This window comes from Mucilaginibacter sp. Bleaf8, assembly GCF_018390515.1.
Taxonomy (GTDB): domain Bacteria; phylum Bacteroidota; class Bacteroidia; order Sphingobacteriales; family Sphingobacteriaceae; genus Mucilaginibacter.
In genome coordinates, this window is sequence record NZ_JAHBBK010000003.1 from 538331 (window position 1) to 554222 (window position 15892).

Annotated in this window: 12 protein-coding genes; 8 read left to right on the plus strand and 4 right to left on the minus strand. The window is 44.6% G+C overall.

What is annotated here, in order from left to right; all coding sequences use genetic code 11:
* Nucleotide 1: 1 nt before the first annotated feature.
* The 4 genes from KHS38_RS15850 to KHS38_RS15865 all read left to right on the plus strand — a co-directional run bounded on the left by KHS38_RS15850 (nt 2) and on the right by KHS38_RS15865 (nt 5110).
* Nucleotides 2–907: a tetratricopeptide repeat protein gene (locus KHS38_RS15850; RefSeq protein ID WP_213489521.1), complete on the plus strand. Its 906-nt coding sequence runs from the start codon at nt 2–4 to the stop codon at nt 905–907.
* Between the two features lie 236 nt (nt 908–1143).
* A complete protein-coding gene (locus KHS38_RS15855) occupies nt 1144–2694 on the plus strand; it encodes an Rne/Rng family ribonuclease (protein WP_213489522.1) in 1551 nt (516 codons plus the stop codon).
* 154 nt (nt 2695–2848) lie between these two features.
* Complete coding sequence (gene radA, locus KHS38_RS15860; protein ID WP_213489523.1) at nt 2849–4288, plus strand: DNA repair protein RadA; 1440 nt, start codon at nt 2849–2851, stop codon at nt 4286–4288.
* A 363-nt stretch (nt 4289–4651) separates the two neighbouring features.
* Nucleotides 4652–5110 carry a DUF4920 domain-containing protein gene (locus KHS38_RS15865; RefSeq protein WP_213489524.1) on the plus strand — a complete coding sequence of 153 codons (459 nt, stop codon included), beginning with the start codon at nt 4652–4654 and terminating at the stop codon, nt 5108–5110.
* 67 nt (nt 5111–5177) lie between these two features.
* Here the strand turns inward: KHS38_RS15865 and carB are convergent, their stop codons facing one another.
* From carB to panC, 4 genes are all read right to left on the minus strand, one after another.
* On the minus strand, nt 5178–7997 hold the full coding sequence (carB, locus tag KHS38_RS15870) for a carbamoyl-phosphate synthase large subunit (RefSeq protein WP_213489525.1): 2820 nt from the start codon (nt 7995–7997) through the stop codon (nt 5178–5180).
* 201 nt (nt 7998–8198) lie between these two features.
* Nucleotides 8199–9167: an energy transducer TonB gene (locus KHS38_RS15875; protein ID WP_213489526.1), complete on the minus strand. Its 969-nt coding sequence runs from the start codon at nt 9165–9167 to the stop codon at nt 8199–8201.
* 30 nt (nt 9168–9197) lie between these two features.
* Nucleotides 9198–9548, minus strand: a complete 351-nt coding sequence (gene panD / locus KHS38_RS15880) for an aspartate 1-decarboxylase (protein WP_213489527.1) — start codon at nt 9546–9548, stop codon at nt 9198–9200.
* A gap of 37 nt (nt 9549–9585) precedes the next feature.
* Nucleotides 9586–10422, minus strand: coding sequence for a pantoate--beta-alanine ligase (panC, locus tag KHS38_RS15885; protein WP_213489528.1), 837 nt, complete (start codon nt 10420–10422; stop codon nt 9586–9588).
* Nucleotides 10423–10581: 159 nt separating this feature from the next.
* On the opposite strand from panC, the gene KHS38_RS15890 reads away from it, so the two are divergent.
* The 4 genes from KHS38_RS15890 to KHS38_RS15905 all read left to right on the plus strand — a co-directional run bounded on the left by KHS38_RS15890 (nt 10582) and on the right by KHS38_RS15905 (nt 15860).
* Nucleotides 10582–11406, plus strand: coding sequence for a glycogen/starch synthase (locus KHS38_RS15890; RefSeq protein ID WP_213489529.1), 825 nt, complete (start codon nt 10582–10584; stop codon nt 11404–11406).
* 18 nt (nt 11407–11424) lie between these two features.
* A complete protein-coding gene (locus KHS38_RS15895; protein ID WP_213489530.1) occupies nt 11425–12852 on the plus strand; it encodes a DUF4270 family protein in 1428 nt (475 codons plus the stop codon).
* Between the two features lie 123 nt (nt 12853–12975).
* Nucleotides 12976–14811, plus strand: a complete 1836-nt coding sequence (glmS, locus tag KHS38_RS15900) for a glutamine--fructose-6-phosphate transaminase (isomerizing) (protein ID WP_213489531.1) — start codon at nt 12976–12978, stop codon at nt 14809–14811.
* A gap of 113 nt (nt 14812–14924) precedes the next feature.
* On the plus strand, nt 14925–15860 hold the full coding sequence (locus KHS38_RS15905; protein ID WP_213489532.1) for a hydrogen peroxide-inducible genes activator: 936 nt from the start codon (nt 14925–14927) through the stop codon (nt 15858–15860).
* Nucleotides 15861–15892 lie beyond the last annotated feature (32 nt).

Sequence of the window (15892 nt, forward strand, 5' to 3'; positions counted from 1 at the left end):
TATGAATACAAAACAAATAGTTGTAGTGGTAGCCGTTTTAGGAGTCATGGGCTATTTGTATTCATTACCGCCGAAAGGCTTAATTAAAGAAGACAGCGGCCATACAGGCGGCCAGCAGTCGGCAACAGCCGGTCAAATGGGCCGTCCTGCTGCAGCCAATGTAAAGGTTGATGTGAAAATGGTATCAGAGCCGGCTAAAGCCGCTATTGGTCCGCAGGCATCAGCCGCCATCAACGATCTGGAAAGCCAGCTAAGCAAAGCTTCTGCAGCTACCGAAAAGGTGGCTTTGCAGCAAGAACTGGCCCGCAAGTGGGATGATGTAAAGCAAGCTGCACCGGCAGCATTTTATTACCAGGCGCTGGCTCAAAGCCGCAACCAGTTTCAGGATTGGTTAACAGCTGGTAACCGGTTTAATGATGCGTATAAGTTTTCGCAGGATACGGCTATGCAGCCGGCTTTTGTAACCAATGCAATACAGGCGTTTAAAGCTGCCCGTACGCTGGATGCAAAAAAATTAGATGCACAAACAGGTTTAGGTATTGCTTATGTAAACCAAACCAGCCTGGGTATGATGGATCCCGAAGGTGGCTCACCAATGCAGGGTATCACCCTTTTGCTTGATGTGGTTGCCAAAGATCCGGACAACTGGAATGCTAACCTGAACCTTGGCCAGTTTGCCATGAAATCAGGCCAGTACCAGAAAGCGGTTGATCGTTTCAAAAAAATGATTGCGCAAAATAATCATAACTCCAAGCTGGAACCTTATTTTTACCTGGCCGAAAGCTATAAGCAGCTGGGTATGAAACAGGATGCAATAGCAGCTTACCAGCAGTGCAAAGAAATGATGTCTGATGATCCGGCTTTTGGAAAACGCATCGATCAGTTTATAACAGAATTAAAAAATTAAATAACCTTTAAAATTTATTATTATGCCAAGCGGTAAAAAACGTAAAAGACATAAAATGGCTACCCACAAACGTAAAAAACGTTTAAGAAAAAACAGACATAAAAAGAAATAAGCGCTTTTTATAGCCTTTTATTTGCCTGTTGGCTGCTTTTAGGCACCGGCAGGCAAATTTTATTTTTGTTTTTATCTTCTTATTAATGCGCGGCGCTTTGCCGCATGAAGAAATGGAGTAGCAGTTGGTAAAAGAATTAATTATCGATTCATCCCCTAATGGGGCAACTATTGCCCTGTTACAGGATAAACAACTCGTAGAACTTCATAAAGAGCAGATTTCCAATAATTACACGGTTGGAGATATTTACCTGGGCCGGGTTAAAAAAATAATGCCGGGGCTCAACGCTGCTTTTATTGACGTAGGCTACGAGAAGGATGCATTTTTGCATTATCTTGACTTGGGGCCACAGGTACAAAGCCTTCTCAAGTTAACCAAACAGGTGAAAGGTGGCAGTTACCAGTCAAAGCTGCTGGATCAACTAAAGCTTGAGGCTGATATCAATAAATCGGGCAAGATTGGCGATGTATTGACTAAAAATCAGCTGATACCTGTACAAATTGCCAAAGAGCCTATTTCAACAAAAGGCCCGAGGCTAAGTTCTGACCTATCCATTGCGGGGCGCTACGTGGTACTGGTGCCTTTCTCTGAAACCATCTCGATATCTAAAAAGATTAAGAGCAATACCGAACGCACACGCTTACGAAAGATTGTGGAGGGTATTAAACCTGCACACTTCGGCGTTATTATCCGTACGGTATCAGAAGGTAAGGGCGTAACCGAAATGCAGAAAGACCTGCTCGACTTGATTGCCAAGTGGGAATCTTTCATGACACGGTTACCGTCAACCGAGCCTTCTAAAAAAGTACTGGGTGAAATTGACCGCACATCAACCCTGTTGCGTGATATTTTGAACCCCGATTTTCAGCACATTTACGTGAACGATAATTCGATTTTCGAAGAAGTTCGCTCTTACGTGCACGAAATTTCGCCTGATCTGGAAAGCATCGTTCGGCTGCACAAACATCGCGACCCGATATTTGAGCATTACGGCGTTGAAAAACAGATCAAATCGGCTTTCGGTAAAACCGTAAACCTGGCCGGCGGCGCCTACCTGGTTATTGAGCACACAGAAGCCCTGCACGTTATTGACGTAAACAGCGGTAACCGTACGGCTAATAAAGAAAACCAGGAAGAAAACGCCCTGCAGGTAAACAAAGAAGCTGCCCGCGAGATTGCCCGCCAATTGCGCCTGCGCGATATGGGCGGCATTGTAGTGGTTGACTTTATTGACATGCATAAACCGCAGAACCGTAAGGAGCTGTTTGACTTTTTGCGTGATGAAATGGCGCATGACCGGGCTAAGCACACCATTTTGCCGCCGAGCAAATTTGGATTAGTGCAGATTACCCGCCAACGGGTGCGTCCCGAAATGAACATTGTTACCAGCGAGGTTTGCCCAACCTGCCATGGTACAGGCGTTATCAGGCCGAGCATTTTGCTGCTGGATGATATAGAGAATAATTTTAACTATATCCTGGTAGAGCAGAATGAGAAAAATATTACGCTTTGCGTACACCCATACATCGAGGCTTACATCAAAAAAGGCTTAATCAGCCGCCAGATGAAATGGTATTTCAAATACGGGCAATGGATAAAAGTAAAAGGCATCTCATCGTACCAGATAACGGAATTCCGTTTTATGAATGCCAAAGAAGAAGAAATTAAACTGTAATAGTTTAAATACAGTAAATAGAAAAGGCCCCTATACAGGGGCCTTTTCTATTTTGTACCATTTGGGCCTCACTAATTTTGTTAGCAAAAGTTCGTATCTTTACCTAAACTGAAATAGGTGAAACCTTAAGTTCAACTATTGAAATAAACGAACATTGGCTAAAACAAAATCATCATACTTTTGCCAGAGCTGCGGCTATGAATCGCCGAAGTGGCTGGGCAAATGCCCTTCTTGCGGGCAATGGAACACTTTTGTAGAAGAAGTAGTAGAAAAGCCCAATGCTGCCGTGCCCGACTGGAAAAGCAGCACCGGCGGTTCCACCTCCCTGCAACGGGCTAATAAGGCCGTACAGGTAAGCAATATTACTTTTTCTGACGAGCACCGGATACTGACGCCTGATAAGGAGCTGAACCGGGTACTGGGCGGCGGCATTGTAGCCGGTTCGCTGACACTGATAGGTGGCGAACCCGGTATTGGTAAATCAACCCTGATGTTGCAACTGGCACTAAGCATGCCGGCGGCTAAAATACTTTATGTATCGGGAGAGGAAAGCGACCGCCAAATTAAAATGCGTGCTGAGCGTATAGCGGCTCCCCAGCCTCCTAAAGGAGAAGCGGAAAGCTCCAGTGGAACAGGTTGTTTTATTTTAACAGAAACCTCCACACAAAATATTTTTAAACAGATTGAGCAGTTGCAGCCTGATCTGGTGATTGTGGATTCTATACAAACGCTGTATTCCGCACATATTGAATCTACCCCCGGCAGCGTATCTCAGGTGCGGGAGTGTACAGCCGAATTATTGCGATTTGCCAAAGAAAGCTCCACGCCGGTTTTCCTGATCGGCCATATCACTAAAGACGGCATGATTGCTGGTCCGAAAATATTAGAGCACATGGTAGATACTGTATTACAGTTTGAGGGCGACAGGCACCATGTTTACCGTATTTTACGGGCAATCAAAAATCGTTTTGGCTCAGCATCAGAGTTAGGTATTTATGAGATGCTGGGTGCCGGCTTGCGCGAGGTATCCAATCCATCCGAAATATTGTTATCACAGCGCGACGAAAGCCTGAGTGGGATTACTATCAGCGCCACCTTAGAGGGCATGAGACCTATGCTGATTGAAACGCAGGCATTGGTGAGCACATCGGCTTACGGCACGCCCCAGCGTTCAGCTACGGGCTTTGATACACGCCGCATGAACATGCTGCTGGCCGTGCTCGAAAAACGTTGTGGTTTCAGGCTGGGTAATCAGGATGTGTTCCTGAACATCACCGGCGGTATCAGGGTAGAAGATCCGGCCATTGATTTAGGGCTGGCTGCTGCTATTATTTCTTCTCACGAGGATATTCCGATCCCATCCAAAACCTGCTTCGCCGGCGAGCTGGGCCTGTCGGGCGAGATCCGCGCCGTAAATCGTATTGAGCAGCGTATCGCGGAGGCCCAAAAGCTGGGTTTTGAACAGATATTTATTTCCAGGTATAACCTGCCGTCAGGGAAAAAAGACAATAAACAGCTTGATCTGTCGCACTATGATATTGAGATCAAAGCCGTAAGCCGGATAGAGGAAGTATTTACTTTGTTGTTCGGCTAAGTATAAACCTCTTACAAAAATTAAAAGGCTGATAATGCATATCAGCCTTTTTTTGTGTTATGTGCTCCTCTCGTTTTATTCAATAATTATACACTTGTTTTGAGGATATGCTGGTTGTAATCGGCCGCATAAAGACGTTATGGCATCTATAGGATTATAACCTTTAATAAGTTAAAATATATTACTGATACTTCGTTGATAAATTATAGGTAGTTAATCCTGACTGGCCTGCTATAAAACCATATGCGCCTTTAGTAGTCAAAATGTAACAATGCCGATAGTATAAGGCAGCATGAATACAGGGCAACGAATGCCTGAAACCATGCCTGTTTAATATTGTTGTAAAAACGAAATTGTATAACGATGAAGAATATCTGCTTTGCCCTGCTACTTGTAATTTTAGCTGCCGGAAATATATCAGCACAAAAACGTACACCTCTGCCGCATGGAATGGTGTTTGGCGCTAAGCCATCGACGGTGAGCTTAATACCGGCTTCCAGGTTAAATGCTTATATGGATAAGCGTGCCCGCGTAACGGCCGCTATTGTAGGTACGGTAGCTGAGGTCACCAAATCAAAAGGCGGATGGTTTACTATGAAGGCTGGCAAAGGGCAGGTTATCGCTGCTCACTTCAAAAACTATAACATTAATCTTCCTAAAGCTTTAAAAGGCAGGGAGGTAATTATTTCCGGTAAAGCATCCAAACAATTCAATGCCTTTGATGCCCAGCGTGAGGCCGGCGATCGCCGTCGCAATGTAACACGGCCCGGCACCAAACAGCCCATCAGCTTTGAGGTAGAGGGATTGATGGTGAACAAGTAAAAGCAGGATTATTGTAAAAACAAAGAGGCGCAACGTGCGCCTCTTGATATATTATTTGTTGTTCAACTTACTTACTCAGGTACATTGATTTCTCTTTGTACAAGTGTCTGAAGTAAGGGTCCATCAGGTTCGGGATAAAGCGGATAGCTTCGCCGGTTGATTTCATTTCTGGACCCAGTTCTTTGTTCACTTCCGGGAATTTATCGAAAGAGAATACAGGCTCTTTAATAGCGTAACCTACCAGCTTGCGTTCAATTTTAAAGTCTTTCAGCTTGTTTACACCCAGCATTACTTTAGCAGCAATATTGATGTAAGGTGCATCATAAGCTTTAGCTATAAACGGAACGGTACGTGATGCACGCGGGTTGGCCTCAATCACAAACACTTTATCGTTCTTAACCGCAAACTGAATGTTTAGCAAACCACGAACGTTCAGGGCTTTGGATAATTTGATGGTATATTCTTCTATCTGTTCCATTACCGAGTCCGACAGGTCGAAGGGTGGCAGTACAGCATAAGAGTCGCCCGAGTGGATACCGGCAGGCTCAATGTGCTCCATGATACCCACAATGTGAACATCTTCGCCATCGCCTATAGAGTCAGATTCCGCTTCTGAGGCGCGGTCCAGGAAGTGGTCGATCAGTACACGGTTGCCCGGCAGGTTGCGCAGCAGGTTTACTACAGCACGCTCCAGATCTTCATCATTAATTACGATGCTCATGCCTTGGCCACCTAAAACGTAGCTTGGGCGTACCAATACAGGATAACCAACTTCGTGCGCTACTTTCAAGGCTTCTTCAGCGCTTTCTGCAACACCATATTTCGGGTACGGGATATCCAAATCTTTTAACAGGTCAGAGAAACGGCCACGATCTTCGGCAATGTCCATGTCGTTGAACGAGGTGCCGATGATTTTGATGCCGTGCTCGTGCAGCTTCTCAGCCATTTTCAAGGCAGTTTGACCGCCCAGCTGAACAATCACACCTTCTGGTTTTTCCAGGTCAATGATCTCGCGAACGTGCTCCCAGAATACCGGCTCAAAGTATAGCTTATCAGCCATATTAAAGTCGGTTGATACGGTTTCAGGGTTACAGTTGATCATGATAGCCTCATAGCCAGATTCTTTAGCAGCCAATAAGCCATGCACACAGCTATAGTCAAATTCTATACCCTGACCAATGCGGTTAGGGCCAGAACCTAATACAATGATCTTTTTACGGTCTGATACTACCGACTCGTTTTCACCTTCGTAGGTTGAGTAGTAATATGGGGTTTGTGCCTGGAACTCAGCAGCACAGGTATCCACCATTTTGTATACCCGGTTAATGCCTGATGCTTTACGGCGCTGATATACGTCCTCTTCAGTAGTGTTCACACCTAATATCCAAGCTATCTGTGCGTCCGAAAATCCTTTTTGCTTAACGGTAAGCAGGATGTCGTCAGGCATGTTGCTGATAGAGTAGCGACGCATTTCAGCTTCCAAATTCACTATTTCCTGGATTTGGTTCAGGAACCAGCGGTCTATCTTGGTTACTTTACGTACCGATTCAAGAGGCACGCCTAAGCTTAGCGCATCATATACGTGGAACAAACGATCCCAGCTTGGATGCTCCAGGCTATGCATAATCTCGTCCAGATTTCGGCTTTGACGGCCATCGGCACCTAAACCTGCACGACCAATCTCCAGGCTTTGACAAGCTTTTTGTAAGGCCTCGATAAAGCTGCGGCCAATACCCATTACTTCGCCTACTGATTTCATTTGCAGGCCCAGCTCTTTATTGGCACCTTTAAACTTATCGAAATTCCAGCGAGGAATTTTAACAATCACATAATCCAGTGTAGGCTCAAAGTAAGCCGAAGTGGTTTTGGTGATCTGGTTCTCTACCTCGTCCAGGTTATAGCCGATAGCCAGTTTGGCAGCAATTTTAGCAATTGGGTAACCGGTAGCTTTTGATGCCAGTGCTGATGAACGTGATACACGCGGGTTAATCTCGATAGCGATGATCTCTTCATTAGCCGGGTTAACCGAAAACTGCACGTTACAACCGCCGGCAAAGTTGCCGATGGCGCGCATCATACGGATGGCCTGGTTACGCATTTCCTGGTAACAGCGGTCGCTCAGGGTCATGGCCGGGGCCACGGTAATCGAGTCGCCGGTGTGTATACCCATCGGGTCAAAGTTTTCGATAGAGCAAATGATAATTACGTTGTCGCGGTTATCGCGCAGCAACTCCAGTTCGTACTCTTTCCAGCCTAATACGGCTTGTTCAACCAATACCTCGTGGGTTGGCGATGCCTGTAAGCCACGGCTCAGGGCAGCATCAAACTCTTCTTTTTTGTGTACAAAGCCTGCACCTTTACCACCTAAGGTATAGCTTGGTCGAATTACCAGCGGAAAACCAATCTCTTGCGCCGCTTCTTTACCTTCCAGAAAAGAGTTGGCAATTTTTGACTTGGCAACGCCTACGTTGATGTCAACCATCAGCTGGCGGAAAGCCTCGCGGTTTTCGGTTTTCTCGATAGCGGCCACATCCACGCCAACTACCTTAACGCCGTATTTTTCCCATATACCACGCTCAGAGGCTTCGATACAAAGGTTCAGTGCAGTTTGACCACCCATGGTAGGCAACACAGCATCAATTTTTTGTTCGGATAAAATCTTCTCTAAACTTTCGCAGGTAAGCGGCAGCAGGTACACATGGTCAGCAATTACTTTATCGGTCATGATGGTGGCCGGATTGCTGTTGATGATAGATACTTCGATACCTTCGTCTTTTAACGAAAGAGCGGCTTGCGAGCCGGCATAGTCAAATTCACAGGCCTGGCCAATAATAATAGGACCGGAGCCGATGATCAGTACTGATTTTATGGAGGTGTCTTTGGGCATAGTCTTGTTTAGTCAAAAATAAACGCTAATCTTCCTGTTTTATTGGCAATTAGCTGATTAAATACTATGCGCTGAAAGGTAAAAATCCCGACTTCAGCGTCGGGATGCAAAGATAGGGTTTTAGGAGTTATCCGCTTTAAAAAATTTTATATTTATGAACCCGGTTTATGAACCCTATTTTCAGTGAGCTATTTAGGCTGTTTATTTGCTTTTTGCAGCTGGTGTTACCGCACCAAAATTGATAGGCATACCCCATGAGGTATCAACAGGTAAGCCGTTTTGTATACGTGGTTTCCAGGCAGGTGAAGTGTTTACAGCAGCCATGATGGCCTTGTCGGCTTCGGGCGATAAGCTGCCCAAGAGGGTAGGGTTGGTTACCTTGCCATCCTTCATTACTGTGAAAGAAAGAAATATTTGTGTTGCCTTACCTTTTAGGGTAGCCGGCAATTTCACTTTCTTTTTTACCAGCGCTATAAAAGTTGGGGTACCGCCTGTAAATTCAGGCGTTTGGTTCTTATTGGTATAAGTGTATTTAACGCCCGTTGCGGTGGTGCAGTAGCCGGATATAAATTTGCCGTCCTGGTAAGTATCGTTGTAAGTTACCTTTTCAGCCGGGTAATTACCACGCCATTCGCCTACGTGCTTGCCATCTTTAATGTCGCCTTCTTCGCTAATGGTATGTGTAACGGCATCATAAGCTATGTAGTGGCCGTTGCCTTCGGTAACCAGCTCTTTGCCGGTGCTGTCCATACAAGTTAGGATACGGGTGTTTTCTTCAAAGCTGCGTGTACGGACAGTGTCACTGTTAAACATCAGGTACAGCTTGCCGTTAGGATAAAAAATGTAACTGTTGCCAAGCAGCACACCATCAGCATAGCTAAGTACTGCCTGGCGTTTGCCCTCGGGCGAGTAGGTGATACACTGGCCCTCAAATGTTGGCGGGGTGATGGTAGTGGATCGGGCCATCAGTTTTACCTTACCGTTACGGTAGTACTCGGCCACGTTAAACAGGGTTGAGGCCGAATCGGGCGGGGTAACCACGCGTATGTAGTCAGAACTATCGGCCACGTTTACAGGCATGCCGTTGTTCTTAAAATAAAAAACCTGCTTCATCTGTGCAGAGCAGAAGGTTGTAACAAATATCAGTAATGCGCTTAATGTAAGTTTCATCAGTAATCTCCTTTAATCAGGGCTACTAATTTACTTAATTAATTTATTATCAACGTCCGGAAAAACTAAAATTGGTTCATATTTACGGGCCTCGTCCATTTCCATGTAAGCGTAAGACATGATGATGATGATATCGCCCACCTGAGCCAGTCTGGCTGCAGCGCCGTTCAGGCAAATAGTACCGCTTCCGCGTTCGCCTTTAATCACATATGTTTCAAAACGTGCGCCATTATTGTTGTTTACAATGTGCACCTTCTCATTCGGGATAATATTCGCCGCCTCTATCAAATCCTCATCAATGGTAATGCTGCCTACGTAGTTCAGTTCGGCCTGCGTTACCTTAACACGATGAATTTTGGATTTCAAAACCTCAATAATCATGGGAACAAAGTTAGTAATTAAATATAACCAAGTGTTATCACCTGATTATCACATTATCGATCAGTCGTGTAGCGCCAACTTTAGCGGCCACCAAGGCAACAATTTTAGCCGAGTTTTGATTGGCCGCATGCAGGGTATCGCCATCGGCAATTTCAAAGTATTCCAGCACAGTACCGGGCTCAGCATTGATCATTGCTGCTGCCTCATGTTGAATGTCGCTGATGCGGTTTATATTGAACCCGCTTTGTGTAGCATAAAGCGCTTTGGATAATATAAGCGCATGCTGCCGGTCATCTGTCGTGAGGTGTATATTGCGCGAGCTCATGGCCAGTCCGTCGGCCTCGCGTTCAATAGGGCACATCACTATTTCAACCGGCAGGTTCATGAGTGCCACCATGCGGCTAATCACCATTACCTGCTGGTAATCCTTTTGCCCAAAAAAGGCCTTATCGGGTTTTACCATATCAAACAGTTTATATACCACCTGCATTACGCCCTGGTAATGCCCCGGCCTGAATTTGCCTTCCAGTAAATGCTCCAGTTCGCCAATATCTAAATGCCAATGTTCATCGCCGGCATACATTTCGCTTACCGGTGGGTTGAACAATACATGACAACCGGCCTGTTGCAGCTTTTCGATATCAGCAGCAATAGGGCGCGGGTATTTTTCCAGGTCTTTAGGATCATTGAACTGGGTAGGGTTTACAAATATGCTGCAAACCGTTACATCGGTTTGTTGCCGGGCTTGCGCCAGTAAGGATAAGTGGCCCAGGTGCAGAGCGCCCATTGTAGGCACGAAACCTATGGTTTGACCAGCTTTGTTTACCTCCTGAAGGTACTGCCGGAGCTCATTTTTTGTGGTAAATATTTTCAACTGTAAGGCAATTAAAAAAGTTGGCAAAGGTGTGCAATTATGCAAACATTACCAAAAGTACTTGCATAAATCGTTGATAGTTCATAAGATAATGTGTATATTTGCACACTCAAATTTTTATTTGACTTCGTTTAAATATACATTTAATACTGATTAGAGATGGGTAAATCTAAGCTTCTGTTTATAACTCATGAAATGTCACCTTTCCTTGAAATCTCCAGGATTTCTGAAATTACCCGCCAGCTTCCACAAGCTATGCAGGACAAAGGCTTTGAGATCCGTATCCTGATGCCGCGTTTCGGAAACATTAATGAGCGCCGGAACAGACTGCATGAGGTGATTCGTTTGTCGGGGATGAATATCATTATTAATGACAATGACAATCCGTTAATTATTAAAGTGGCTTCAATACCGGCAGCACGTATGCAGGTATATTTTCTGGATAATGAGGAGTACTTTCAGCGCAAGCACGTATTTGCCGATAAAGAAGGTAAATTCTATGCCGACAATGATGAGCGCATGATTTTCTTCTGTAAAGGAGCGCTGGAAACTGTTAAGAAACTGGGCTGGTCTCCTGATATTGTACATTGCCATGGCTGGATGAGTGCTCTGGTGCCTACTTATCTGAAAACCACTTACAAAGACGATCCTACTTTTAAAAATGCCAAAGTAATATACTCTGTTTACGAGAATGACTTTACCGGCCAGTTAGATCCTGAATTTGCACAAAAAGCCGTAATGAGCGATATGACCGAGGAACACACTGAAGTGTTTAAGCCCGGTACTAACAACGCCCTGCACGAAGGTGCTATCCAGTATTCTGATGCAGTGGTTTTAGCAAGTGAAAACATAGATGCAGAAGTGTTAAATAATGTTAAAAACAGCAATAAACCTGTTTTAGAATTTGATTCTACTGCTGATTTCGAAAATTATTCCAATTTTTACGACGAAATTGCCAGCGATGAACTGGTAAACGTTGCATAAAGAATTGAAACTATACATATGAAATTTTTCAGAATAGACTTATTGACCCTGTTGATAAGTCTTTTTATTTTAGGAAGTTGTAAAAACGAGGATACCGTGGGCTTACCCCTCGGCGATCAGGAAGTTAAAGGAACTTTGGTAGTTGATGATAATATTCTGGTTAATACCCTGAAAGATGATTCAATAAATACCAACAGTTTATCAAAAATGCCGCTGGCATCGTTTAATGACAGCCAGATAGGGGAAACTACAGGTAGCATTGTGTCTGGCCTGGATTTGCCTGGCAGTACGGCTTATACATTACCCACCGGTACTATTACAACCGACTCAGCTGTGCTTGAATTAGGTTATAATGATGGATTTTATGGCGACTCATTAACATCCAAATATAAAATAGATGTATATCAGCTTACCGAAAAGCCTGTAACTGGTCAAACTTACATTGGTAACCGTTCATGGGCACATAACAGCACAGTTATTGGTAGTAACCCGGCATTTAATGTGCGGCCTAAAACCCGTGTTAAAATATATAATATTATTACTGGAAAGAAAGATACGCTTTACAGCGTAGCGCCGCATATCAGGGTACCTATCAATACAACTTTTATTAATAACAACTTTTTTGGAGCGCCTGCCACTCAGTTAAGTTCTTTATCGAACTTCCAAAATGCTGTAAAGGGGCTGTACATTACCTTGCAGCGCAACGGCGGACCAGGTGGTGTAGTTATGATCCATCCGGATTCATGCCGCATTAAAGTGTACTATCGTGCCAATAACGCAGGTACCATAGATACTGCGGTTGCATCACTGCCTTTTACCAGAGCTACTACTAGTAGCGGTGCTGTGGCTAGAGCGAATGCTGTAGAGATCAGGCATACTTACAATCAGGAGATTACGGCCCAGCTAAATAATCCTAAGCAATCCTATGACCAGTTTTACTTACAGGGTGGCGGTTTACGTGCCCGCATTCGTTTTCCGGAATTAGGCAAGTTGTTTGGCGCCGATTCTACCAAGGTTGTATTGAATAAAGCAGAGTTGATTATTACACCTGAAGCAGGTACCGGTGTACCTTACAAGGCCTTGCCGCAGTTAACCATGTACCGTTCGGATATTGCCTTACAAAGGCAACTGTTGCCTGATGCTAATGGTTCGGGTAACACAATTTACGATCCCTATTACTTAAGTACAGCAATTTTTGGTGGTCGTTTGGATGCTACCAAACAACAATACCGGTTTATTGTAACTGGCTATATACAAAAGCTGCTCAATAAAACGCTTACCGATTATGGTACTTACATTGCGCCAATTGATACTAACTTTACTGCTGCAACCTCTATCCCGATTGCTTCAACAGCTGCAACCGCAGCACGAACTATTGCAATAGGCAGTAATAAGTCCTCAGCCGGCAGAATTAAGCTGAATATTATCTACACCAAACAGAATTAAATAAGAGAATCCCCGCTAAGGGGATTTTTTTTTGCACCATAATATTTGAATATATTAGCTCCGATTTTATAGGGCTTGGCCATATAAGCAGATAATTCGTTTTATTAGATCAGAGAAAATTTTATGTGCGGAATTGTTGGATATGTAGGATTCAGGGATGCTTACCCAATTGTAATAAAGGGCCTGCAACGGCTGGAGTACCGTGGGTATGATAGTGCAGGGGTGGCCCTGATGGATAAGGAACTGCGTGTTTATAAAAAGGCCGGTAAGGTAAGCGACCTTGAAAACTTTGTAAAGGATATTGATTTAAAAGGTAGCCTGGGCATGGGGCATACCCGCTGGGCAACTCACGGTGCACCGAGCGACCGTAATTCGCACCCGCACTCATCGGGTAACCGGAAGCTTACTATTATTCATAATGGTATCATCGAAAATTATGCGGTACTTAAAGAAGCCCTGTTGGCAAAAGGCCATGTTTTCAAAAGTGATACAGATACCGAAGTGCTGATCCACTTTGTGGAAGACATACAGCAGGAAACCGGCCTGGATTTGCAGGAGGCCGTGCGTATTGCTTTAAATAAAGTAGTAGGTGCTTATGCCATTGTAATTATGAGTACCGATGAGCCTGATATGCTGATCGCTGCACGTAAAGGCAGCCCAATGGTGATTGGTGTAGGTGAGGGCGAATACTTTGTAGCATCAGACGCTACGCCGATTGTGGAGTACACTAAAAACGTAATCTATTTAAATGATAACGAGATAGCGTACATCCGCCGCGATGATCTATTGATTAAAAATATCGACAATACCGTACAAACGCCTTACATTCAACGGTTAGAGTTACAGTTAGAAATGCTGGAAAAAGGCGGCTATGAGCATTTCATGCTGAAGGAGATATACGAGCAACCACGTTCAATCCGCGATTGTATGCGTGGCCGTATTTATCCGGAGCAGGGTAAAGTACAACTCGGTGGTATCAAGGAGTATACGGAGAAACTAAAAAACATAGATCGTATCATCATCGTAGCTTGCGGTACCTCCTGGCATGCCGGTTTGGTAGGTGAATATTTGATTGAAGAATATGCGCGCATACCTGTAGAGGTGGAGTATGCCTCGGAGTTCAGGTACCGTAACCCGATCATCAGCGAAAAAGATTTGGTTATCGCCATTTCTCAATCTGGTGAAACGGCCGATACGATGGCCGCTCTGGAGCTGGCTAAAGAGAAAGGCGCTACCTTGTTTGGTATCTGTAATGTTGTTGGCGCATCTATACCGCGTATTACCCATGCGGGAGTTTATACCCATGCCGGTCCCGAAATTGGTGTGGCATCAACCAAGGCCTTCACGGCACAGGTTTCGGTATTAACGCTGATGGCTTTTTATATTGCTCAGCAACGTGGCACTATTACCCGTAACAAGCTGGTAGAGTATTTAACAGAGCTGAATGCCATACCCGATCTGGTTGAAAAAGCACTAAAGGCTAACGATCATATTGTAGATATATCGCGTAAAATTAAAGATAGCACCAACTGCCTGTTTTTGGGCCGTGGCAGCTCATTCCCGGTTGCATTGGAAGGTGCGCTGAAACTAAAAGAAATATCATATATCCACGCCGAAGGCTACCCTGCTGCCGAAATGAAGCACGGACCTATTGCGCTGATTGACGAGAATATGCCGGTGGTAGTAATTGCTACCAAGCATTCATCGTATGAGAAGGTAATCAGTAACATACAGGAGGTTAAGGCACGCGGTGGTAAAATCATTGCCATTGTATCAGAAGGCGATATCGATGTGCGTAACATGGCCGATTATGTAATTGAAATTCCGCAGGTGGCCGAGCCATTTGTGCCGCTGGTGGCTACCATACCGTTACAGCTGTTATCGTATCATATTGCCGTGATGCGTGGCTGTAATGTGGATCAGCCCCGTAACCTGGCTAAGTCCGTAACGGTTGAATAAACGACTTGGTTCGTACTATAAAATTAAAAAGGAGCACTTAATACTGCTCCTTTTTGTTTTATAGCCTATAGCTTGTTCATATAGATTTATATATTTGAATAAATATTTTCTATATGACCATCACACAGCTTGAATATATTGTTGCAGTAGATACTTATAAAAGTTTTGTACTGGCGGCCGAAAAGTGCTTTGTTACCCAGCCAACGCTGAGTATGCAAGTGCAAAAGCTGGAGGATATGCTGGGCGTAAAAATATTTGACCGCACACGGCAGCCCATTGCTACTACAGAAGTGGGCACCGAAATTATAGCGCAAGCCCGTGTAATGCTGGCCGAAAGTTATAAAATAAAAGAGATTGTGACCGACAGGCAAAAAGAGCTGTCGGGCGAGCTGAAGATCGGTATCATTCCCACCATATCACCTTACATTCTTCCCAAAATAATTGCCCGTTTTGTTGAAAAGTACCCGCTGGTAAAACTGCTGGTATGGGAGCAAAACACGGAGCAGATTATTCAGCAACTGAAAAATGGTACTATCGATTGCGGCATTCTATCCACCCCGTTGCACGAGAGTACACTAACCGAAATTCCCGTGTTTTATGAGAACTTTGTAGCTTACGTAGCCAAAACCAGTAAGCTGTTTAAAAAGAAGCAAATTACGCCCGACGAGATTGATATGGAAGAGCTGTGGGTATTGAACGAAGGGCATTGCATGCGCGAGCAGGTACTTAACATTTGCCAGCGGCGTAAAGCAACCAAAGGGTTTAAGCATTTTGAATACTATACCGGCAGTGTTGATACACTGAAACGCATGGTGGAGCAAAATAACGGTGCTACTATACTGCCCGAACTGGCGTTGTCTGATTTGAGCGAAAAGCAGCTCGATAAAGTACGCTATTTTAAATCGCCTGAACCGGCCCGCGAGGTAAGTATCGTAATACAGCGCAATTTTTTGAAGCGCCGCATGATCGAGGCGCTTAAAAACGAGATACTGGACTTTGTGCCCAAAAAGCTGCGCACCAAAAAGAAGAAAGAGGTGATAGATATATAATAAGCACTCTTCTCCTCCTTGGTAGGAGAGGC